The organism is Pseudomonas sp. UFMG81, from assembly GCF_015354575.1.
Taxonomy (GTDB): Bacteria; Pseudomonadota; Gammaproteobacteria; order Pseudomonadales; family Pseudomonadaceae; genus Aquipseudomonas.
Window position 1 is genome coordinate 131388 of record NZ_JACAFQ010000006.1, and the last position, 22329, is coordinate 153716.

18 protein-coding genes are annotated in these 22329 nt (G+C 64.3%); 10 read left to right on the forward strand and 8 right to left on the reverse strand.

The window, feature by feature from the left end; translation table 11 throughout:
- Positions 1-172 precede the first annotated feature (172 nt).
- Positions 173-4000 (forward strand): dermonecrotic toxin domain-containing protein, encoded by a 3828-nt coding sequence (locus IX761_RS06925; RefSeq protein WP_194788867.1) that lies wholly within the window; start codon positions 173-175, stop codon positions 3998-4000.
- A gap of 6 nt (positions 4001-4006) precedes the next feature.
- On the opposite strand, the gene IX761_RS06930 is transcribed toward IX761_RS06925, so the two are convergent.
- Complete coding sequence (locus IX761_RS06930) at positions 4007-6250, reverse strand: putative bifunctional diguanylate cyclase/phosphodiesterase (protein ID WP_194788868.1); 2244 nt, start codon at positions 6248-6250, stop codon at positions 4007-4009.
- A 139-nt stretch (positions 6251-6389) separates the two neighbouring features.
- On the opposite strand from IX761_RS06930, the gene IX761_RS06935 reads away from it, so the two are divergent.
- From IX761_RS06935 to IX761_RS06965, 7 genes are all read left to right on the forward strand, one after another.
- Positions 6390-8009: an NADP-dependent glyceraldehyde-3-phosphate dehydrogenase gene (locus IX761_RS06935; RefSeq protein ID WP_194788869.1), complete on the forward strand. Its 1620-nt coding sequence runs from the start codon at positions 6390-6392 to the stop codon at positions 8007-8009.
- A gap of 130 nt (positions 8010-8139) precedes the next feature.
- Positions 8140-8607, forward strand: coding sequence for a VOC family protein (locus IX761_RS06940; RefSeq protein ID WP_194788870.1), 468 nt, complete (start codon positions 8140-8142; stop codon positions 8605-8607).
- Between the two features lie 87 nt (positions 8608-8694).
- Positions 8695-9888, forward strand: a complete 1194-nt coding sequence (locus tag IX761_RS06945; protein WP_194788871.1) for a hypothetical protein — start codon at positions 8695-8697, stop codon at positions 9886-9888.
- 378 nt (positions 9889-10266) lie between these two features.
- A complete protein-coding gene (locus tag IX761_RS06950) occupies positions 10267-11616 on the forward strand; it encodes a hypothetical protein (RefSeq protein ID WP_194788872.1) in 1350 nt (449 codons plus the stop codon).
- 20 nt (positions 11617-11636) lie between these two features.
- Positions 11637-13877, forward strand: coding sequence for an Ig-like domain-containing protein (locus tag IX761_RS06955; protein WP_194788873.1), 2241 nt, complete (start codon positions 11637-11639; stop codon positions 13875-13877).
- A gap of 15 nt (positions 13878-13892) precedes the next feature.
- Positions 13893-14363 carry a curlin gene (locus IX761_RS06960; protein ID WP_194788874.1) on the forward strand — a complete coding sequence of 157 codons (471 nt, stop codon included), beginning with the start codon at positions 13893-13895 and terminating at the stop codon, positions 14361-14363.
- Between the two features lie 28 nt (positions 14364-14391).
- The gene (locus tag IX761_RS06965) at positions 14392-15837 is read left to right on the forward strand and encodes a curlin (RefSeq protein ID WP_194788875.1); all 1446 of its coding nucleotides are present in this window, start codon (positions 14392-14394) and stop codon (positions 15835-15837) included.
- 130 nt (positions 15838-15967) lie between these two features.
- Here the strand turns inward: IX761_RS06965 and IX761_RS06970 are convergent, their stop codons facing one another.
- From IX761_RS06970 to IX761_RS07000, 7 genes are all read right to left on the reverse strand, one after another.
- Positions 15968-16258: a hypothetical protein gene (locus tag IX761_RS06970; RefSeq protein ID WP_323744559.1), complete on the reverse strand. Its 291-nt coding sequence runs from the start codon at positions 16256-16258 to the stop codon at positions 15968-15970.
- 334 nt (positions 16259-16592) lie between these two features.
- The gene (locus IX761_RS06975) at positions 16593-16880 is read right to left on the reverse strand and encodes a hypothetical protein (RefSeq protein ID WP_323744560.1); all 288 of its coding nucleotides are present in this window, start codon (positions 16878-16880) and stop codon (positions 16593-16595) included.
- Entirely contained in the window at positions 16877-17338 is a 462-nt protein-coding gene (locus IX761_RS06980) for a DUF4225 domain-containing protein (protein ID WP_323744561.1), read from the reverse strand. Before IX761_RS06980 ends, IX761_RS06975 begins: the two co-directional genes overlap by 4 nt.
- Entirely contained in the window at positions 17317-17595 is a 279-nt protein-coding gene (locus IX761_RS06985; protein ID WP_194788876.1) for a hypothetical protein, read from the reverse strand. The genes IX761_RS06980 and IX761_RS06985 overlap by 22 nt, the downstream gene beginning before the upstream one ends.
- Positions 17592-18305, reverse strand: coding sequence for a DUF4225 domain-containing protein (locus IX761_RS06990; RefSeq protein ID WP_194788877.1), 714 nt, complete (start codon positions 18303-18305; stop codon positions 17592-17594). Before IX761_RS06990 ends, IX761_RS06985 begins: the two co-directional genes overlap by 4 nt.
- Positions 18302-18787, reverse strand: a complete 486-nt coding sequence (locus IX761_RS06995) for an Hcp family type VI secretion system effector (protein ID WP_194788878.1) — start codon at positions 18785-18787, stop codon at positions 18302-18304. The genes IX761_RS06990 and IX761_RS06995 overlap by 4 nt, the downstream gene beginning before the upstream one ends.
- A gap of 147 nt (positions 18788-18934) precedes the next feature.
- On the reverse strand, positions 18935-19966 hold the full coding sequence (locus IX761_RS07000) for an AraC family transcriptional regulator (protein ID WP_194788879.1): 1032 nt from the start codon (positions 19964-19966) through the stop codon (positions 18935-18937).
- Positions 19967-20275: 309 nt separating this feature from the next.
- On the opposite strand from IX761_RS07000, the gene IX761_RS07005 reads away from it, so the two are divergent.
- Complete coding sequence (locus IX761_RS07005; RefSeq protein ID WP_194788880.1) at positions 20276-21460, forward strand: acetyl-CoA C-acyltransferase family protein; 1185 nt, start codon at positions 20276-20278, stop codon at positions 21458-21460.
- 12 nt (positions 21461-21472) lie between these two features.
- Positions 21473-22321, forward strand: coding sequence for a 3-hydroxybutyryl-CoA dehydrogenase (locus tag IX761_RS07010; RefSeq protein WP_194788881.1), 849 nt, complete (start codon positions 21473-21475; stop codon positions 22319-22321).
- Positions 22322-22329 lie beyond the last annotated feature (8 nt).

Below are 22329 nucleotides of genomic sequence, written 5' to 3' on the forward strand. Positions count from 1 at the left end.
AACACTTTGCAAGCGGCAAAGTGCTATCGCCACTCGCTATTGCATGGCGTCAAATTTATATCGATGCGCACCTGCACCTGCACCAAAAACTATCGCCAGCGATCAATTAACTACCGCACCACCTCAGCATTTTCGGCGCCTGCTGTTCGCCTTATCGAACAGGAGCCCTGCGATGAACGAAAATCCCCATCAATTACTGCTTGAACAGCGTCTGCCACGCTGGACCCACCATGCCACCACTGACCAGTGGCAGACCCTGCGCGAAGCACTCAAGCCCGCCCAGGATCTACCCGACCGCGAAGCCACCTGGTTCGCCAACGCCGCCCGTGACCTGCGTGAAGCTGTGCTCGCCAGCCAGGCCCGCCTGGCGCACTCGCAGCAGGCGCTGGCACGGTCACTCAAGGGGTTGCGGCAGATCACCGAGTTTTGCGAGCCCCTGTTACAGGCTCGCCTGGCGCAACACGGTAGCGTCGCACCCGTGCGCGGCACCGAGCTGCTGCGCGTACAGCGCACCTGGTCCTGGCTTGGCAGCGTGTTCCAGTACAGCAGCGAACGGCACAGCCTGCTGCAGGCGGCATTGCTGAATTTCGCCGTCGACGAAACCTTCGACAACCACAGTGCCCTGGCGGCGCCCGACGACATCCATGTGCGCGACATCACCATCGAAGGCACTGCGCCGGGCAGTTACGACACACCTGGCGCCAACTTCCCGTTGCCGTCGCAGGCCTACCAGGTCAAGGCACTGCCCTTGGGGCCCCAGGCCTTCGCCGACCTGTGCCGCGAGCTTGATCTGGGCCAGCGCTACCAGGAGCACCTGCAAGGGATGTTTGACGGCAAGGCCAATGTCCAGCGTCGGGCGTTGGCCATTACCGTACTGCGCGACCGCCTGCGCCTGGCAGCTGACCTTGGCTACCTGAACCACACCCTCGATGCTGTTGATCACGCCCTGGTGCAGCGCTTGCTGGACGGCAGCGCCCCGCCCTGCCGGACCCTCGAGCTGTTCGGCCTTGCCGTGCACGAGGTGCTGGTGATCGATAACGGCACGTCGGGCCACCTGCTCTACCTGCCCGGGCACAGCCCGGCACTGCGCCACTGCAAGGACCGCCCGGCGGTGGCGGACGCCCTGGCCGAGCTGTTGCTCGAACCCGCTGCCCGCCAACGCTTTTGCGACTACCTGCCCCTGGACCTGCGCGCGCAGTTTCTCGATGTACTGGCGCAGAACCTCGACGCCAGCGGCCAGGGTGCCAGCGACCAGACCTGGGTCCGTGCCCGCCAGGCCAACCTCCACCTGACTTGGAAAACCATCGACAGCGAGCTGTTCGGCTTCATGCAGGATCGCCACGTGGCGCGCATCAAAGCCGAGGCGCGCCTGCTCGCGGTGCCCACCGCCGATGCGGACGAACAGGCGCGCAAGCGCCGGCTCGAACAATGGCAGAGCCTGGGCCTGGATATGCTGACGGTGGCCGGTTTCTTCGTCCCCGGCGTGGGCACCTTGCTGCTGGCGGTGACGGCCTGCCAGTTGCTGGGGGAAGCCTATGAAGGCTACGAGGCGTGGAGTGTCGGCGATCGCCACCTGGCCCTGCAGCACCTCGAAGCGGTCGGCCTGAACCTGGCGGTACTGGGTGGCCTGCATGTGGCTGGCAAGGTGTTGCCCAAACTGTTCAACAGCCCATTGATGGAAAACCTCGACCCGGTCAACAGCGCCGATGGCCAGCGCCGCCTGTGGCAGCCAGACCTGGCACCGTACCGCAGCCCGGTGGTACTGCCAGAAGGTTTGCAGGCCAATGCCCAAGGCCAGTTCGAGATGCAAGGCCGCTCCTTCATCCGGATCGACGGGCATCTGCATGAACAACGCCTGGACCTGCGGCTCAAGCGCTGGCGCATCGTCCACCCGGAAGACGACCAGGCCTACCAGCCGTTGCTCGAGCACAACGACGAAGGCGCCTGGCGCGCCGAACACGAGCAACCCCAGGACTGGTCGCTGATCTATCTGCTGCGGCGGTTGGGGCCGGACTTCGACGGTTTCACCGACACCGAGTTGCATCGTGCGGCACAGGTGTGCGGGTTGTCCGAAGACGCCCTGCGCCAGGTGCACCTGCAAGGCCGGCCCGTACCGGCGCTGCTGCCGGATACGCTGGCACGCCTGCGTGCCGAACAGCAGGCCCTGGCGCAGATGGCGCGTGATCCGGCGCTCGATCACAGCGCGCTGTTCCACAATCTCTACGACCCCATCACCCCGCCCGATCCACTGTCGCAACGTCTGTTGCAAGCCCACTCGCGCCTGACCCGCCCCTTGGCCAGGCGCCTGCTCACGCGGCTGACGCCCGGTGAACGCACCACGGCGGCCGCGAGTGGCCAACTGCCCGCCTGGCTCACCCAGGCAGCTGAACAGGTCGCCAGTGACCTGCCCTTGGCCCGCGCGCTGGAAGGCCTGTGGTTGGGGCGGCTGGCCACTGCCGACAGCGAGCGTCTGCTGCTGTCCTGCCTCGAGCGCCTGCCGGGTTGGTCGGACAAGGTGCGCCTGGAACTTCGCGCCGGCAGCGCACAAGGCCCCGTGCTGCGCGCCATCGGTGCCAGCGAGGCCGCCGAGCATGGCATCGTGATCAAGGCCAGCAGCGGCTACGAAGCCTACCGCGGCGACCTCCCCGCCCCTGGCCTGCAGGATCACGACCTGTGCCGCGCTGTGCTCGCGGCGCTGCGCAAGGTGCGCCGCCATGCGCTGGGCCTGGCCGGAGAGGATGCCGACAAGCTGCGCAAAAGCGTGTTCGCCCAGGTCAATGCCGACCGCCAGGGCACCACCTGGCGGCTTTGGGGCAACACCCAGCAACGCTGGCAGGGCGGCGCACTTGCCGGCGGTGATACCACCAGCGTCTATCCACAACTGTCCCTGCGCGGCAGCCAGCTCGGCCGCTACCGGCGTGTCTACCCGAGCGCCAGCGTCACGTCGTTTCATAATCAACGCCTGCGCTGGCTGCGCGCGGGTAGGCCGGTGGAAATCGAACTGGATCGGTTACACGAGCGCCTGCAAAACCTGCGCGACGAACTGGCGGCATGGGCCGGTGCCTCTGCCGGCCGCCAGCGCGCCATCGCACCGCTCGTGCGTGCCTGGCGCCGTGACTCGATCACCACGCTCGAGCACGGCGAGCCCGTGCATACCCTCGACCTGCGGGGCCTGGCACTGGACAACGAGGCGATCGCCAGCCTCGCGCTGCCGGACGACTTCAAGCACATCCAGGAGCTCGAGCTGAGCGACAACGGCCCGTTGAGCGAGTTGCACCCCGAATTCCTCGAACGGTTCCCGCGGCTCGAGCGCCTCTACCTGCGCAACAACCGCCTGGCCAGGTTGCCGATGCTGGCACGGCCACTGCGCCTGTTGTCGCTCGACCTGCAGGGCAACCGCATCACCTGGGACGACCTGGCCCAGCGACAACTCGAACGCTCGGCCAACCTCATCAAGCTGGACATCTCCGACAATCCGCTGCTGCGTGCCCCAGCCCTGGGCAACCTGGTCCAACTGCAAACGGTGCACCTGAACAGCGCCAGCCTGACGCAACTACCCACGGGCCTGGCGGCGTTGGGGCGCGCGGAGGTGCTCGACCTTTCCGACAACCAGTTCACCTCGCTCCCTGCGGGGCTGGTTTTGCCAGAGCCTGTAGGCCGCGCGCTGGAACTGGAAAGCAACTGGTTGACGGATGACCTCAGGGAGCAGATCGATGCCTACCATCAACAGCACGGCATCGACCTGCTGGTGGCCGACTATCAATACGAAGAACTGCTCGAAGGCACTACCCCTGAGCAGCGCCAGCTGTGGCAGAGGCTGCCCCTGAACTATCGCCGGAAGTTGCGCGCCATCCTGGTCGACGACACCTACCTCAGTGACCCGGAAGGGATGCACGACGAGATCTGGCGCCGCCTGCAACGCATCGACGAAGACCCGGACCTGCGTCGCTATGCCCTGAGCTGGCCGGCTGCCGACCTGCTTGCACTGGACATCCCTTGATCCTTGCTAGCTGGCGGGCAAACGGCGCAGCGCCTGGTTGTCGGTCAGCCACTGCTGCAACGCCTCGGCCGGCATCGGCCGGCCGAGCAGGAAGCCCTGGCCCTGGTCGCAGCCGGCGTTGCGCAGGAAGTCGTACTGCGCCTGGGTCTCGATGCCCTCGGCGGTGATGCGAAAGCCCAGGGCGTGGCCCAGGTCGATGATCGCCCGGGCGATGGCCACCGCGTCGTCGTCGCCGGGCAAGTCCTTGATGAAGGCCCGGTCGATCTTCAGGTGGTCGATGGGCAGTGCGCGCAGGTAGGCCAGCGACGAATAACCGGTGCCGAAGTCGTCCACCGCGGTGGCCACGCCCATGGCCTGCAACTGCGCGAGCACCGCGCAGGCCTGCTGCTGGCTCTCCATCAGCAGGCTCTCGGTGATTTCCACTTCCAGCAGGTTGGCCGGCAAGCCATGACGCTCCAGCGCCGAGGCCAGGCTGGTGACGTAGTCGCTGCGTTCGATCTGCAACGCCGCGACGTTGATCGCCAGCGGCCCGGGCAGGCTGTTGCTGGCACGCCAGGCGGCGAGTTGCACGCAGGCCAACTCCAGTACCCGTTCACCCAGCGGGATGATCAGGCCGGTGCGTTCGGCCAGGGGGATGAATTCGGCGGGCGACACCAGGCCATGGTCCGGGTCGCGCCAGCGCAACAGCGCCTCCACCCCTTCCAGGCGGCCGCTGAACAGGTCCAGCTTGGGTTGGTACCACAGCTCGAACTCGTTGCGTTCAAGTGCCCGGCGCAGGTTGCGTTCGAGCTCAAGGCGCTGCTGCAGGCGCTCGGTCATGTCCGGCAGGTACGGGCGCCAGGCATTGCGCCCGCTTTCCTTGGCCGCGTACATGGCCGTATCGGCATGGCGCAGCAGGCTGTCGGCATCCTCGCCATGCTGCGGGCACCAGGCCAGGCCGATGCTGCCGGTGACCAGGCTGGCATTGCCGTTGAGGTCGAACGGCCGTTGCAGGCAACGCAGCAGGGCGCGGATCTGGTGATTCACCTGGCCCTGAGCCCCCTGCAGCATGAACACGAACTCGTCGCCGCCCAGGCGGCACACCCGATCCTGGGTGTCCAGTTCCTGCAAGAAGCGCGCGGTGGCCTGCTGCAACAGCAAGTCGCCCATCGGATGGCCGAGGCTGTCGTTGACCTGCTTGAAACCGTCGATATCCAGCATCAGCACCGCCAGGCCATGGCCCTGGCGAATAGCCGTGCTCAGTTGCTGTTGAAACAACACGCGGTTGGGCAGGCCGGTGATGGTGTCGTAGTGGGCCAGGCGCTCCAACTGGGCCTGGTACTGGCGCAGCTCGCGGTTGCGCAGCTCGAGCAGCCGCTGCTTGCGGTTGAGCTGGGCGACGAACAGGCTGAACAACCCGGTGCAGCTCAGGGCGAACAGGAACAACGGCGAGCTGAACAGGTTCAGTGCCGACCAGCCGCCTCGCGGCGCCGCCACCATCTCCCAGACCCCGCCCGGCACCTCCACATTGACCTTCACCTGGGGGTAATCGAACAGCTCGGCACTCCCCCAGATCAGCTCACCTTCCGCGCCCTTGCCATCGCTGCCGCGCACCGCCAGCTCGAAACCGGCTTCCGGGCGCAGACCGGCGGCCAGCAGCAGGCGGTCGATGTCGGCGACCACCGAAACGCTGCCCCAGTAGAAGCTCACCCCACGCTTGCCGTTGACGAACACCGGCCGCCGGTAGATCAGCGCCCGCCCACCCTGGTACAGCTGCAGCGGGCCGGCCAGCACTGGCGTGTGACGCTCCCGCGCCGAGGCTACCAGGGGCAACTGTTCAGGCAGCCGACGGTAGTCCAGGCCGAGGATTCGCTGGTTGCCCTCCAAGGGGTAGACCTGACGTATCACATCGTCCGGGGCCAGGGCGATATGGCGCATGTACGGCACCGAAGCCAGGGCATCGCGGGCCATGCCGCGAAAGTGCTCGTCGCTGATGGTACCGTCGGCACTGATCAGCTGGGCGATACCCTCGGCCTCACTGAACGCCGAGCGCAGTTGCGCTTCAAGCGCCCCGCGCACACCCGAGAGGCGCGCGGCGAGGTTGGCCACCTGTTCGTTCTGCTCGCGCTGGGCGTCGAGGTGGCCAAGCACCATCGACAGGCTGATACCGATCACGGCGAAGCCCACCGGCAACAGGTGGTTCAAGGTGCGGCGCACGCTGCCCGGCTCGGGCAGCGGGTCATCGAAAGCGGAGTGGTTGCGACTGGTCATAGGCCTGGAATCGGGAGCGATTCATGCTGTATCGGCGCACCCAGGGCAATGTTGAGCCAGACTGGTGCTTTTCTGGCGCTGGGTGCATGCTCCGATACTGAAACGTTTCACCCAGCCAAACACAAGAGGTGCAGTACCCATGGACCGTCTGCTCGACTCGCTGTTTCCCGCCCCCGAGGATATCCCTGCGCAATGGCGCCTGGGCGAGCCCCTGGAACAACGCGATTACCTGGTGGCCGGTGAGCTGCGGCGCTGGGACGGCCCATTGGCCACGGTACGCAGCCCGGTGTGGTTGCAGGACGGCAACAGCGAGCGCCAGGTGATCCTCGGCAGCGCGCCGCTGCTCGACGCCGACACCGCCCTCACCGCCCTGGACGCCGCCGTGCAGGCCTACGACAAGGGCCGTGGCGCCTGGCCGACGATGCGCGTGGCCGAACGCATCCAGCACGTCGAAACGTTTCTGGCGCGCATGCGCGAACAACGCACGGCGGTGGTCAAGTTGCTGATGTGGGAGATCGGCAAGAACCTCAAGGATTCGGAGAAAGAATTCGACCGCACCTGCGACTACATCGTCGACACCATCAACGCCCTCAAGGACCTCGACCGTCGCTCCAGCCGCTTCGAGCTGGAACAGGGCACCCTCGGTCAGATCCGCCGTGCGCCGCTGGGCGTGGCGTTGTGCATGGGCCCCTACAACTACCCGCTGAACGAGACCTTCACCACGCTGATCCCCGCTCTGATCATGGGCAACACCGTGGTGTTCAAGCCGGCCAAGTTCGGCGTGCTGCTGATTCGCCCGCTGCTCGAAGCATTCCGTGACAGCTTCCCGGCCGGCGTGATCAACGTCATCTACGGCCGCGGCCGCGAGACCGTCAGCGCGTTGATGGCCAGTGGCAAGGTCGACGTGTTCGCCTTCATCGGCACCCACAAGGCCGCCGCCGACCTGAAAAAGTTGCACCCACGCCCGCACCGCCTGCGCGCCGCGCTGGGGCTGGACGCCAAGAACCCCGGCATCGTGCTGCCCCAGGTCGACTTGGACAACGCCGTCGAAGAAGCGGTCACCGGCGCCCTGTCGTTCAACGGCCAGCGCTGCACCGCGCTGAAGATCCTCTTCGTGCATGAGGACGTGGTCGCGCCATTCCTCGACAAGTTCCAGCGCAAGCTCGCCGCGCTCAAGCCGGGCATGCCGTGGGAGCCGGGGGTGGCGCTGACGCCGTTGCCGGAACCGGGCAAGGTCGACTACCTCGACGGCCTGGTGGCCGATGCCACGGGCAAGGGGGCACAGGTACTCAACGAAGGTGGCGGCCTGAGCCGTGGCTCGTTCTTCTACCCTGCCCTGCTCTACCCGGTGACGCCAGCCATGCGCGTGTACCACGAAGAACAGTTCGGCCCGCTGGTGCCGGTGGTGCCGTACCGCGACCTGCACACCGTGATCGACTACGTGCTCGATTCGGACTACGGCCAGCAACTGAGCCTGTTCGGCAACGACCCTGAGACCATCGGCGCGCTGGTCGACACCTTTGCCAACCAGGTGGGCCGCATCAATATCAATGCCCAGTGCCAGCGTGGGCCGGACACCTACCCGTTCAACGGCCGCAAGAACAGCGCCGAGGGGACGTTGTCGGTGCATGATGCGTTGCGGGTGTTCTCCATTCGCACGCTGGTGGCGACCAAGTTCCAGGCGGCGAACAAAGAACTGATCAGCGAGATCATCCGCAATCGGCAGTCGAGTTTCCTGACCACCGATTACATCTTCTGATCGCCGGGGCGCTGCTGCGCCCCTGTTTTTATAGGCAATCGATCTAACTCGCTTGTCGATCTTCCATACGCGTAAACGACTCTAATCACCAAGGTGTTGCACCCAACCCACGTGAAAGGAGATTACGCACATGGCAGTCCGCCCCATCCCCGAAGGCCAGCACAGCCTCACCCCGTACCTGGGCATCAAGGACGCCGCCAAGGCCATCGAGTTCTACAAGAAGGCTTTCGGCGCCGTCGAGATGTTCCGCCTCGAAGACCCACAAGGCCGCGTCGGCCATGCTGAACTGAAAATCGGCGATTCCTCGCTGATGCTCGGCGACCCCTGCGACATGCCGAACACCCTCAAGCCGAGCCAGACCATCGAACACCCGGCCGTCGGCCTGCATTTGTATGTCGAGGACTGCGACAAGGTCTACGCTCAGGCAATCGCCGCTGGCGCCAAGCCGTTGAGCGAAGTGAAGGACCAGTTCTACGGCGACCGCAGCGGCACATTGAAAGATCCGTTCAACAACATGTGGTTCATCTCTACCCACAAAGAGGACCTGAGCGTCGAGGAAATTCGCGCCCGCGCGGCGAAAATGTTCGGCGGCAGTTGAGCGGCCAGCTTCAAGCAGCAAGCTTCAAGTTGAAAGCCACGCGGCTTTGCTTGAAGCTTGCAGCTCGTAGCTTGGAGCTGCCCCTCAATGCGTATCATCGAAAAAACCGCCGCGCCGGTGCGCAGCCTCACCCCTGCCGAGGAAGAGTTGCTGGTCGGCTTCGTCAACGGCACCCTCGCCGGCCCTCGCCTGCTGCAAGCCAACCAATGGCTGATGAAGCTGCGCGGCGCCAACCAGTGGCTGGCCTGCGACTGCCGCAAGGACGCCCTGCCGGTGCTCAACGTGTCGCTGAACGGCAACACCGGCACGCTGTTTTTGCGCAACAACCCCGACACCCCCGAGCACGCCCCAGGCTGCCCGTTCAGCAAGGATGAACGCGACACGGCCGAGCGTGGCGAGGAGGCCAGCCAACCGGCCGCCTGGCTGGCGCCGGACACGCCCCTGCGGCTGCTGGGTGACTACCCCCAGGCCAGAGACAGTGACACCACCGGCGCCACCCGCACGCCCGCCGAACGCCGCGAACAGCAACGCCTGCTGTCGCTGCTGCTGACCTGGATCGAAACCAGCGGCCTGAACGTCTACGCCACTCACCTGAAGAAGGACCTCACCGCGCAGTTCGCCGAACTGCGCGGCGTGGCCAGCCGCTATCCGCTGCTGGAGCGGGTGCCGGCCAGCAACTACCTGGAAACCCGCCTGGACATGAAGCACATGATGATGCTCAAGGCCCGCCTGCGCGAGGCCACGGTGTTCGGTAACCACCGCCGCCACGGCCTGCTGCTCGACTGCGTGGACCAGGTCAAGGGGCGCAAGGTGATCAACGCGCGCAGCGAAGACGGCTTCGACTTCCAGGGCCATCACCAATACTGGGGTGGCAGCCGCACCAGCGGGCCGTTGCTGGCCCTGGCGCTGTACTCGCCGGCCACCGCCGGCAGCCATTTCTACGAAATGATCCATGTTGCCAGCGTACCGGTGCTGTCGCGCGCCCACCTGTTCCCGGTGTACCGCGAAGAAGAGCGCGAACCGCTCAAGGCGCTGGTGTCGCTGATCGACTGGATGGCCGGCAAAGGTGTGAAGGTACTGATGCGCCGCCCGGTGATCGGCGGCCAGGTGATGGACGAACTGCTGCTCAGCTCGGACCAGGACCGGGTGCTGTCGGTGTCGCTGTTGGCGCAACCCGTCGGCCCGGAGCCGGACACCGAGCACTTCAAGCGCTACGCCGACTTCAAGAGCCTGGAAACCTTCCGCAAGTACGTGGCGGGGTTCTTCATGCGCGAGCGGTAGTGAGCAAGCCTCACCGCAACCCCCTGTAGGAGCGGCCTTGTGCCGCGAAAGGGCTGCGTAGCGGCCCCAGGATTTCAAGTACACCTCAAGACTGCTGGGGCCGCTTCACGGCCCTTTCGCGACACAAGGCCGCTCCTACAGCGGGCATACCAATCGCCACGGACTTAGGTTACCGGCGACGCGAAACCACGCCTCGGCCCGATTCCCCAATCCTGGGTCCACCCGCCCACCCGCACGCATCGGCGAACACGTAGCACAAAACGCTGCAACCCTTGCCACACAAGGCCTGCATAGCATCCGACAAAACCTGGCACAACACTTGCCGATCCCTCCTCAGACGCCCCAACCCATGGGCCCGTTTGCAGGAGGAATCGACTCATGCACCGACCGACACCCCGTCCGCTGGCCATCGCGATCGTCGCCGGCCTGCTCCAGCTACCGGCACAGGCTGCGTTGTTCGCGGTCGACCCCGGTCCCTACCCAATAGCCCCCAATGGCGGCTTCCCCGCCTGGTACCAGGACAGCCACGGCCGCACCCTCGACCTGTGTCTGACCAAGGCCGTGAGTTCCCGGGTCGCCGGCGCCCCCGGAGCACCTTCGTACATGTGCACGCTGCTGCCCACACCCGGCGTGTTCGATGACACCCAACCCATCGTGTTCCCGACCAACTTCCCTGACGAAGCGTTCTGGTTCACCGGTGAAACGTCCCTGGTGGACGCCGCCCGCGGCATCGACCTGACCTATGTATCGGCCATCGAAGCGGCCTTCGCCGCCGAAGAGCCGGTCGAGGGCGACCAGGTCAGCTTCGCCCGGGTGCGGATCCGTGTGGATGTCCCGGCGGCCGGCACCTACACCATCACCCACCCCTATGGCGTGGACGTGTTCGACGTGCCTGCCGCAGGCCGCCGCGCGATCAACATGACCCGCGACATCGGCATTGCCGGTGCTGGCGACTTCAGTGGCGCGCTCAAGGGCGACCTCGGGCCGTTCCTGCGCAGCGTCAACGGCCCCTACACCGAGACCAACCCCTCGACCGGCGCCAGCGAACGCTTCATCGGCGACCCCAACCTCAACGAGCGCGTGACCGGCAGCCCGTTCAACACCAACTACGTGCGCATCGAAGGCCCCAACGGCCTGGACATCCGCACCGAGCTGTTCGCCGTGTCCGGCAAGCTGTCCACGGTCGACCGACCAACCCCGCTGATCCCGCAACGCAGCACCTACTCGCGGCATACCGAGAACGGTGACCTGCGCGCCCAGCAGGATGTGTTCGTCATGGCCCCACCGGCGCCTGCCACCGTCAGCCTCACCAGCCAGAACCCGGCCCTGGCCTTCAGCGAAGCCAACAGCACCGGAGCCTGGTACGCCCAGTCGCCACTCAACCCGACCCTGCCGGTGACCCTGCAGGTGACCGCCGACAACAGCCTGGCGATCCCTACCAGCAGCCCCACCACCACCCCCATGGCGCTGACCGACCTGGTGGTGATCAGCCGCGCCGAATACAGCCTGGCCAGCGGCCAGCTGACCCTGGTGGCCAGCAGCAGCGACGAGACCAGCCCGCCGGCCCTGACCGCACGTACCGGCAACGGCGCGCTGATCGGCAACCTGAGCGGCAACGGCGCAGTGAAGACCCTGAGCACCGGCTTGTCGCCGATCCCGCCGGCCAAGGTGCAGGTCACCAGCGCCCATGGCGGCAGCGACAGCGAAGACGTGGTGCTGGTGCCATGAACAGACTTCCAGGAGGCAGCATGAATACGTGGCCACGCCGGGCGCTATGCGCCGCCGGTTTCACCCTTACCGTGACCAGTGCGGCCTGGGCCGCGCTGTCCGAGGTCGACCCTGGCCCCTACACCTTCGCCACCGGGGGCTACCCCATGTGGTACAAGGACGCCAACAACCTGGCGCTGGAGCTGTGCCAGTCGCGCGCCACCAGCTCGCGCAACCCGGGTGCGCCGGGCGCACCGGCCTACATGTGCACCCTGCTGCCAGAGCCAGGCGTGTATGACGATGCACTGCCGCTGGTGTTCCCCGACAACTGGCCGCCGGAGATGTTCTGGTTCCTCGCCGAGACCTCGATCCCGGCGGTCGGCAACAGTGGCTACGAGCTGGAAGTCTATGTGGCGGGCATCGAGGCGGCATTCGCCTCCGAGAACCCGGTCGACGGCGACCAGCAGAGCTTTGCCCGCATCCGCATCCGCGCCTCGATACCGCAGGCGGGCACCTACACCATCACCCACCCCTACGGTGTGGAAACCGTGACCATCGCCGCCAACCAGGTGGGCCGCCGCGCAGTCAACATCACCCGCGACATCGGCATCGGCGCCCAGGGTAACTTCAGCGGCGTGCTCAACGGCAACATCGGGCCGTTCCTGCGTGGCGCAGGTGCCCCCTACACTGAGGTCAACCCGGACACCGGCGCCACCGAAACCTTCGTCGGCGACCCGAACATCACCGAAGCGGTGACCGGCAGCCCCAACAACACCAACTTCGTGCGTATCGCCGGCCCTGCCGGGACCATCCAGACCAACGCCTTCACCGTCTCCGGCAAGGTGCTCGACCAGCGTGCCCAGACGCCGGTCACGCTGGAACGCGCCACCTACTCGCGCAACGGTGCCGGCACCCGCGTGGAAGTCTTCGCCAAGGCGCCGAACAGCGCCAGCCTGTGCCTGCGTAACGGCCTGGCGCTGGTAGGCTCGCCGCCCTCGCCCTGCCAGTTCAGCCTGCTGACCGACAACAGCGGGCTGTTCTTCAGCCAGCAGCTGAGCCAGGCCGCGCCACCACCAGTGGTGGTGGTCACCGCCAGCAGCCCGGCCGGCACCACCCGGCCAACCGCGCTGTCGAGCAAGCTCAGCGACGTGGTCAAGGTCAGCACCGCGCGCTATGACTGGACCAACAAGCGCCTGGTGGTCGAAGCGCGCTCCAGCGACGAAGTGGTGATCCCCGACCTGCTGGTGCAGGGGTACGGGCGCATGTCCAAGTCCGGCGTGCAACAGAACCTGACCATCAACGACCTGGCCCAGCCGCCCGCCAGCATCACCGTCAAGTCCGCCCATGGCGGCAGCGACGTGGAGCCGGTGGTGGTGGTCGGCAACGCGCCGGTCGACGCCGGCAACCAGCCGCCCGTGGCCCAGGCCGACAGCGCCAGCACCAGTGTCGGGGTGCCGATCACCCTCAACCTGCTGACCAACGACAGCGACCCGGACGGCAACCTGCCACTGACCATCAGCGACCTCACCCAACCGGGCACCGGCCTGGGCGGTGTGGTGATGAGCGGCACCACCGCCGTCACCTACACCCCACCGGCCGGGGCCACCACGCCGCAGGTGGCCACCTTCACCTACCGCGCCGTGGACGCCAAGGGCCTGAAGTCGGAGCCGGCCACGGTGACCGTCAACATCGCGCCCAACCGCGCCCCTACCGCGGTGGCCGACAGCGTCAGCACCCTGGGCGTACCGCTGACCATCAACGCGCTGGCCAACGACACCGACCCGGAAAACAACCTGCCGCTGAGCATCGCCAGCGTCACCCAGCCAACCCCGACCGGACGCGGCACGGTGAGCACCGACGGCAACACCATCACCTACACGCCACCGGCCACGGTCACCACGGCGTTCAGCACCACCTTCACCTACATCGTGCGTGATTCGGTCGGCGCCCTGTCGACGCCCGGCACCGTCACCGTGCAGGTGTCGCCACGGCCGGCCCAGGAGACCTTCGCGGTCACCGCGGCAACCGTCACCGCACGCTCCAACAACCGCTTCAACTGGGACATCAGCGGTACGTCCTCGGTGACCACCGGCAACACCATCACCGTGCGGGTGACCACCACCACCGGCGTGCAAACGTTGGGTACCACCACCGTACCGGTGACCGGCCGCTGGCGCCTTGCAGTGAGCAACAGCACCACTGCGGTACCGACCGCCAGCCCGACGGCGACGGTAACCAGCAGCCAGGGCACCACCCGCACCGTCAACGTGACCGTGCAGTAGGCCAGGGAGAACGCCATGAGAAGCCTGTACCCGCTGCTGCTGTGCCTGGCCCTCGCCGGCCAGGCCCATGCCGACGACCTGATGGACAACGCCGACCTTGCGGCCGGCAGCGACCTCGGCGAGCCGCTGATCATCCGCCTGCTGCCGGCCGGTGCCGGCCAGCAAGCGGTGATCGAGCAGCAGGGTAACGGCAACCGCGCCACCCTCGACCAGAGCGGCCAGGCCCTGCTGGGCCAGATCGTCCAGGCCGGGAGCGCGCAGGAGGCGTACATCCTGCAGCAGGGTAGCGACCTGATGGCCTCGATCAACCAGCAGGGCTACGGCAACAACGCCTCGATCCGCCAGAACGGTAGCGGCAACAGCGCCGCCATCGAACAGATCGGCAACCACAACAACGCCACCATCGAGCAGAGCGGCACGGGGCTGAACAGCGCCGTGACCCAGGCCGGCAATGGCCAGCACGTGCACATCACCCAATACCGATAACGGCACCGCAAGACCAGGAGGCTCCACCATGTACAAGCTCGCCCCTCTGAGCGCCGCCATTGTCCTGGCTTTCGCCGGCCAGGCCATGGCCGACGACAGCAGCTCGAACCAGACCCAGCAGGGCAACAAGAACATCGCCGAGGTCAAACAGACCGCGGCGTCGTTCGCCTCGGTCACCCAGCAACAGACCGGCCACGACCACAACCACATGGCGGTGCAGGACAACAGCACCAGCGACGTGCTGCAGAGCGCCACCGGCTCGTTCAACGCCGGCTACGCCGAGCAGCTGTTCGAGAACGGCAGCCAGATCACCCAGCTGTCCGGTGGCACGCTGAACGACGCCTTCGCCAGCCAGTCGGTGGGCGAGAGCAACCAGGCGTTGCAGGTGCAGGATGGCACCGGCAACCGCTCGGTGATCTGGCAGGACACCCAGCTGGGCAGCCAGGCCACCACCCAGCAGTCGGGCCAGCGCAACGATGCCACCATCGAGCAACTGTTCAGCGGCAGCAACAACAAGAGCCTGATCAACCAGGCCGGCAGCGACAACCAGGCCGCCGCCGAGCACCTCACCCACCAGGACGGCGACATCGCCATCTACCAGCAGGGCAAGCAGAACTGGGCCTACGGCGACCAGCGCGAAGGCTACGGGGGCACCATTGGTATCGACCAGTACGGCACCGGTGGTTCGGTGGAAGTCTGGCAGGACAACCAGACCGACAGCCAGGCCAGCGTCTACCAGAACGGCCAGCTCAACGAGGCGTACATCGACCAGAGCTTTGGCGAAAGCAACAGCGCCAGCCTCAGCCAGACCGGCCGCGCCAACGCCAGTTGGTCGGACCAGTTCGAGACCAACCAGTCGGTCACCAGCATTTCCCAGGTGGGCAACAACAACCTGCACTTCACCTACCAGACCGGCGACAACCACAGCCTGAGCATCAGCACCCAGGGCAATGGCAACAAGATCATGGCCAGCAACTGGAAGGGCGAGAAACCCGGTGGGCAGTTCGGCAGCGACCAGCGCGCCGAGATCAACCAGAACGGCAACCAGAACAGCGTCAACCTCACTCAGGAGGGGGTCGGCCAACTCGCCGTGCTGAACCAGAACGGCAACCGCAACCGCATGGAGACCAAGCAGGCCGACACCAACAACGAGCTGTACTTCGAGCAGAACGGCAGCGACAACCTGCTGATCGCCGACCAGCGCGGCACCGCCAACTACGCCGAGGGCGTGGCCTCCGGCAACGGCGGCACCATCACCCTCGACCAGTCCGGCAGCGGCAACCAGAGCTACACCTACCAGCTGTACGGCAGCGGCAACCAGGCCACCATCAAGCAGGCCGATGTGGCCAACGTTGCCTACGTAACCCAAGGCGGCAACACCAACCAGGCCTTCGTCGACCAGAGCGGCGCCAGCCAGACCGCCACCATCAGCCAGTACGGCAACGCCAACCTGGCCACCGTCAACCAGCACTGACCGGCTCCCCCTTGAACCGCGGTGTTCGCTCTCCCTGGCGCCGCGGTTCCTTTTTGCTCTTGGTGAGGCACGTGTTCAGTAATCACGGCGGGCGTTCAAAGCCCAGATGTGAAACAAGCCTTTAACGTACCTATCGCCTACGTCTTCGCGAAATCGACCACGCGTGAAAGAGCACCATGATCACGACCCCACCATGCACGACTACCAGATCTCGATAAAAGTTACTTCCATAGTCGATCTCCACAAAAAAACCCTTATCATCCTTCAGAAGAAGCGTGTAAAAACCGCCCATCAGAATGCCATGCAGATAAGCTAATGAAACGCGGAATACGCCACTTGTTTCGGAAAGCAAATGACGCACCAGAAAAAGAGTCACCGGCACGTCTACCAAAACAAGGAGAACAAATTCCACTACACTCACTTTTTCTGCTCCTTATTAAGCTGGCAAGTAGTCGCACCGTTTGTCGAACCTCTAGACAAACCAGGCATGAAACAAAATCATAACAACGCTCAAGGCCACTACAACATGGAGCTCCCGCCTAAACCCGTCACCATAATCAAATGAATAGTTAACGAAACCCGCCCCCATGCAACTTAAGATAAATAGCCATCATTACTATACTGAACAGTGTCATCACTACCGCCAACGCTCTCCAGCGGAGTACGACCCTAGCAAAGCAGAGCGTAAACAATACATCAGCCGCAATAAACAGCAACAACCCCGGCATAGTCACTCCCTGTACTCCATACGCAGATCATCTGGGCCGAACCGACACTGACCAACCGTGAAATAAAATCATGAACAGCGACCCACCATTGAGAACAACCAAATCCCGATAGAAATTATCGCCATAATCAATTTCTACAAAAAACAGATCACTATCCTTTAGCAGCGTCACGTAAAACCCTCCCGACAAGACCGCATGCAGATAGGCCACCATTTCCCGAAGCACACCCCCCGCTCCAAGCAGAAGATAGCGCCTGAGTACTAATGTGCTCGAAAAATCTATAACAATGACAACAACAAAAACAAACACACTCACTTTTTATACTCTTCGTAAAACTGATAGGCAGTTGACCCACTTGTAGTGCCTTCAACAGATAGGCCTAATGCACTCAGCTGACGTATCGCCATCTCCTTGTCGAACTTGTAATACCTGAAGAGTTTCCATGCGTCCGCCCGCGGTACCGGCCGGAACAAAACACCTATCGAAAGTGCTACATCACTTGCCAAGTAGGCTAAATTACCTTCACGTTCGCTGTAACCCAAACGCTCCGAGGCCATCTGGTAACCCTTTCTGACCGGGCCTTCCACGTCACGCCTCCCTTCATATAACCCTCTTGCATTCTCATACAGGTTATTCCCTCCATGGACGATCAATGGTGCGCCGACAGCAGCACATAACAAACCAAGTGCCCCATAGCAAACCCTTGCTCCAACGATACTTTCCTTACCCCGCCCAGAGACACCTGATAAATTCAGCGTAATCGCGTGGCCCACACGTGAAACAGAATCATAGCCAAGCAGACGCCTTGCAGCGTCATCAGGTCGCGCAAGAAGTAATCTCCATAATCAAGCTCGACATAAATACTTGTACCTTCATTTATAATTATCAGATAAAAGCCGCCCGCAACAGAAGCAAACAAATAACTACATAACTGCTGAACACCCCCAACTCCAGAAAACCAAGTTCTCCTCAGCCAGCGAGTGACAACCACATCAACAAAGACAACCAGAAGAAACTGCCAGAGTGTCATTTCTTTAGCTCTTCATAAAACTGGTGACTCGTATTGGCATTGACAACCGTCTCTACAACGAGTGCACCTTTACCCATCTGACGCACAGCCATCTCTTTATCAAATCGATAATATTTATAGAGCCTCCAGGCGTCAGGCTTTATTACAGGCCGTCCCAACGCCCCCACTGACAACAATACATCACTAGCCAGGTAGGCCAGATTCCCTTCGCGCTCCGTGTAACCCAGTTTTTTTGAGGCCCCTTGATAAAGCTCCCTTACCGGGCCCTCCACATCGCTACGCCCCTCATAGAGCCCTAGTGAATTTTCATATAGGTTATTTCCGCCATGTGCGATCAATGGCCCCCCCGCGATCGCACACAATAAGCCCAGTGATCCGTAGCATATGCCAACGCCAGTAATAACCTGCCCTGCGCCGCCAATGACACCTAATGACTGAGTAAAGATTCGGGATGATTGTGACTTCAGGCTCTGCTTCTCTTCATGCAACGCTGTCAGCCCATCTTCTGCACTGATCTTTCGCTCATACACATCATCTACAACCCGCCGCGCGTAATACGCCAGCTCCCGGTTGAACTGCATCCGCAACCGCCGATCCTGCAAATGCCGCGCGCTGACCCCGCAGCCGTAGCCGATCAACCGGGAGGCTGCCGCATTGACCTCCCAGAACTCATGATCCAGCCGTTCGCCATATTCTTCCTTCTGGCTCATGGCATTTCTCCCCACGTCGCGTAGCCCGTGGTGCCCGCCGCGTGGTGAATCCAGCTAATGGCGCGGTAGCTGATGCACAGGCGCTCTTGCGCCTCCTGGTCGATCATCAGCACGGCGTGGGGTACTTCCAGGTCCTGGGCGACGATCACCGCCCCCTCCAGCCTTACGGAGAAGTACTTTTCCCGGTGGCCAGCCGGATGAACGCGGTATAGCCGGATATCGCAATCGACCACTTCCCGGCTGTCCACGGCCTGGGCCAGCAGAGGGGTGGCCTTGTCGATGAGCTTGGTGACCACGACGGGCTGGTGGGTACCACGCTGGGTGTTGTCCGGGTTGGAAATACCGTGGCTGAACGACAACACCATGATCTCGTCCTGGTGCGCGACCTGGCACCGGTTGCCGATGGACGCTTGAGTGTTGCAGCCCGACGAAATCAAACCTTGCCGGTTGCCGTTGATGCTCATGTATCCGTTGAAAGCCATGGGCTGAACTCCTTGTAGACAAGGGTCGCAGCCTACGAAAACTCACTCGGCGTGTATGCCGGACGCGTCCGAAATAATTGCCGGGGAAAAAAACGCAATGTTTAATCAGCTGCCGGGCACGCGACAAAAATCAGCCAGCCCGGCCCGTTACAGACCTTCTCGTTGGCGCAGTGCCCCCGCTAGCCTGGACCGGTAGCTGCCGGGGCTGTGCCCGGTCCATTTCTTGAACGCCCGGTGGAACGCGCTGGGTTCCTGGAAGCCGGTCTGTTCGGCGATCTCGGCGATGCTCAGGCAGCCCTCACGCAATAGTTCAAAGGCCATCGCCCGGCGCACTTCGTCCTTGATCTGCTGGTACGAGCGCCCTTCGCGCTCCAGCTGGCGACGGAAGCTGCTGGCACTGAGGCCCTGGCGCTCGGCCATGGCGTCAAGCGTCGGCCATTGCCCGTAATGCCGCGCGCGCAGGTGGCGGTAGACCTCGGCCACCAGGCCGTTCTGGTTGCGAAAACGGATCACCAGCCCCTGCGGTGCGCTGCGCAGGAAGGTCTTCAGTGCCGCCAGGTCCTGCATCACTGGCAGGCGCAGCCAGGCACTGTCGAATTCCACCTCGGTGCGGCCGCTGCCCAGGCGCAGGTCCGGCCCCCACAGCAGGGCATCGTCCTCCTGGGCCGGGCGCGGCAATGCGATCTCGGTGCGGTCGATGGCGATGCGCCGACCGGCCAGCCAGCACAGCAGGCCGATCACCAGCACCAGGAAGGTTTCCTCGGCGTAGACCCGGGTCAGTGGGTCTTCGATGCTCGACTGCACGCTGACCACCGCCCGCGCACCACGCACGGTGACGCTGCCGCGCAGATCGCGCAGGAACAGGGCGAAACTGCCCAGGCATTGGCGCAGGGCCTTTTCCAGGTTGGGCTCCTGGATCAGGCCACGGCAGATCAGGGCGAAACTGCCCAGCGGCATGCCGTGGCTGTCGAGGTGGAAGAACTCGTCGTCGAGCTCGGCAATCAGCGCCAGCCACAGCTGGGCGAAAGCCTTGGCCGGCACCCGCGCCTGGGGCTGGGCCAGCAATGCCGGGTCGATGCCCACCGCGCGCAGGTGGGCGTCGCGCGCCTGCGGGCGTTCACGCAGGGCGTGGAGCATGGCGTTGAGGAAGTACACCGCGACCGTATCGCTATCGCGCATGGCTAGGGTTCGCTGTCTATGCTGAGTGGCAAAAAATGCCAGGTTGACTGAACAGATCCGGCATAGGCCGCTTGTAAGCCTTTGCCTAGACTCGATCCACCCTAGGGTTTATACGAAAAGTGCCTGCGCGACGATCATGCTGCGTTGAAAACAGGCTCGGAATGCTCATTGACAACCAGTCAACTCCGCTTCCTCGCCTGTTTTCGCCTTGCCTGGTCGCCGCTCGGCGACTTTTCGTACAAACCCTGAGGCGGGCCATTCTCGCAGAGCCTGCCCCCGCCCCGCCATGTCTTTGCAAACGGAGCCTTTATGAGCAGCACAGAAATCTACGTCGTCAGCGCAGTGCGTTCGGCCATCGGCAGCTTTGGTGGTTCGCTCAAGGACTTGCCGCTGGCCGACCTGGCCACCCAGGTGAGCCGCGCCGCCATCGAGCGCGCGGGCGTGAGCGCCGAGCAGATCGGCCACGTGGTGATGGGCACCGTGATCCCCACCGAACCCCGCGACGCCTACCTGGGCCGGGTCGCCTCGATGAACGCCGGCGTACCGAAAGAAGTCCCCGCCTTCAACGTCAACCGCCTGTGTGGCTCGGGCCTGCAGGCCATCGTCTCGGCCACCCAGGGCCTGCTGCTGGGCGACAGCGACATCGCCCTGGCCGTCGGCGCCGAGGCCATGAGCCGCAGCCCGTACCTGCTGCCGCAAGCCCGTTGGGGCGCGCGCATGGGCGATCTGCAAGGTGTCGACTACATGGTCGGCGTGCTGCAGGACCCCTTCGAGCACTTCCACATGGGCATCACCGCCGAGAACGTCGCCGCCGAGCGCGGCATCAGCCGCGAGATGCAGGATGAAGTGGCCCTGACCAGCCAGCGCCGCGCCGCCCGCGCCATCGCCGAAGGCCGTTTCGACAACCAGATCGTGCCGATCGAGATCAAGACCCGCAAAGGCGTCGTGCAGTTCGCGGTCGACGAGAACGTGCGCGGCGACGTCAGCGCCGAACAATTGGCGGCCATGAAGCCGGTGTTCAAGAAGGACGGCACCGTCACCGCCGGCAACGCCAGCAGCATCAACGACGGCGCCGCCGGCCTGGTGCTGGCTACCGGTGACGCAGTGCGCCGCCTGGGCCTCAAGCCGTTGGCGCGCCTGGTGGCCTACGCCCACGCAGGCGTGGAGCCGGCGCTGATGGGCCTGGGCCCGATCCCGGCCACGCAGAAAGTGCTGGAAAAAGCCGGCCTTGCAGTCAGCGACCTGGACGTGATCGAGTCCAACGAAGCCTTTGCCTCCCAGGCCTGCGCCGTGTCCCGCGCCCTGGGCTTCGACCCGGAGAAGGTCAACCCCAACGGCTCGGGCATTTCCCTTGGCCACCCGGTCGGCGCCACCGGCGCGATCATCGCCACCAAGGCCATCCATGAGCTGCAACGTGTGCAGGGCCGCTACGCCCTGGCCACCATGTGCATTGGCGGCGGCCAAGGCATCGCCATCGTCTTCGAACGCGTGTAAGGACGTACCCGCATGACTATCGAACAGATCGCCGTGATCGGCGCCGGCACCATGGGCAACGGCATCGCGCAGGCTTGCGCGGTGGCCGGCTACCAGGTGCTGCTGGTGGATGTCTCCGATGCCGCGCTGGAGCGCGGCGTGGCGACACTGACCAAGAACCTCGAGCGCCAGGTCAGCAAGGGCACCCTCGACACGGACAAGGCCGAGGGGGCGAAGGCGCGTATTCGCACCAGCACCGACTACGCCCAGCTGGCCAGCGCGCAGCTGGTGATCGAGGCCGCCACCGAGAACCTGCAGCTCAAGCAACGCATCCTGCAGCAGGTAGCCGGCAATGTCGCCGCCGACTGCCTGATCGCCACCAACACCTCGTCGCTGTCGGTCACGCAGCTGGCCGCCAGCATCGAGCACCCGGAGCGCTTCATCGGCGTGCACTTCTTCAACCCGGTGCCGATGATGGCCCTGGTCGAGATCATCCGCGGCCTGCAAACCAGCGACGACACCTACGCCCAGGCGCTGCTGGTCACCGAAAAACTCGGCAAGACCCCGATCACCGCCGGCAACCGCCCAGGCTTCGTGGTCAACCGCATCCTGGTGCCGATGATCAACGAAGCGATCTTCGTGCTCCAGGAAGGCCTGGCCAGCGCCGAGGACATCGACACCGGCATGCGCCTGGGCTGCAACCAGCCGATCGGCCCGCTGGCCCTGGCCGACCTGGTGGGCCTGGACACCCTGCTGGCGATCATGGAGGCCTTCCACGAGGGCTTCAACGACAGCAAGTACCGCCCTGCCCCGCTGCTCAAGGAGATGGTTGCCGCCGGCTACCTGGGGCGCAAGAGCGGCCGCGGCTTCTTCACTTACTAAGGAGCGCG

Bases quoted from the DNA above. Each gene is read 5' to 3' on its own strand.
- IX761_RS06945 (WP_194788871.1), top strand. From the start codon at position 8,695: ATGCGTATCATCGAAAAAACCGCCGCGCCGGTGCGCAGCCTCACCCCT.
- IX761_RS06935 (WP_194788869.1), top strand. From the start codon at position 6,390: ATGGACCGTCTGCTCGACTCGCTGTTTCCCGCCCCCGAGGATATCCCT.
- IX761_RS06955 (WP_194788873.1), top strand. From the start codon at position 11,637: ATGAATACGTGGCCACGCCGGGCGCTATGCGCCGCCGGTTTCACCCTT.
- IX761_RS06940 (WP_194788870.1), top strand. From the start codon at position 8,140: ATGGCAGTCCGCCCCATCCCCGAAGGCCAGCACAGCCTCACCCCGTAC.
- IX761_RS07005 (WP_194788880.1), top strand. From the start codon at position 20,276: ATGAGCAGCACAGAAATCTACGTCGTCAGCGCAGTGCGTTCGGCCATC.
- IX761_RS06965 (WP_194788875.1), top strand. From the start codon at position 14,392: ATGTACAAGCTCGCCCCTCTGAGCGCCGCCATTGTCCTGGCTTTCGCC.
- IX761_RS06950 (WP_194788872.1), top strand. From the start codon at position 10,267: ATGCACCGACCGACACCCCGTCCGCTGGCCATCGCGATCGTCGCCGGC.
- IX761_RS07000 (WP_194788879.1), bottom strand. From the start codon at position 19,966: ATGCGCGATAGCGATACGGTCGCGGTGTACTTCCTCAACGCCATGCTC.
- IX761_RS06985 (WP_194788876.1), bottom strand. From the start codon at position 17,595: ATGACACTCTGGCAGTTTCTTCTGGTTGTCTTTGTTGATGTGGTTGTC.
- IX761_RS06960 (WP_194788874.1), top strand. From the start codon at position 13,893: ATGAGAAGCCTGTACCCGCTGCTGCTGTGCCTGGCCCTCGCCGGCCAG.
- IX761_RS07010 (WP_194788881.1), top strand. From the start codon at position 21,473: ATGACTATCGAACAGATCGCCGTGATCGGCGCCGGCACCATGGGCAAC.
- IX761_RS06990 (WP_194788877.1), bottom strand. From the start codon at position 18,305: ATGAGCCAGAAGGAAGAATATGGCGAACGGCTGGATCATGAGTTCTGG.
- IX761_RS06995 (WP_194788878.1), bottom strand. From the start codon at position 18,787: ATGGCTTTCAACGGATACATGAGCATCAACGGCAACCGGCAAGGTTTG.
- IX761_RS06930 (WP_194788868.1), bottom strand. From the start codon at position 6,250: ATGACCAGTCGCAACCACTCCGCTTTCGATGACCCGCTGCCCGAGCCG.
- IX761_RS06925 (WP_194788867.1), top strand. From the start codon at position 173: ATGAACGAAAATCCCCATCAATTACTGCTTGAACAGCGTCTGCCACGC.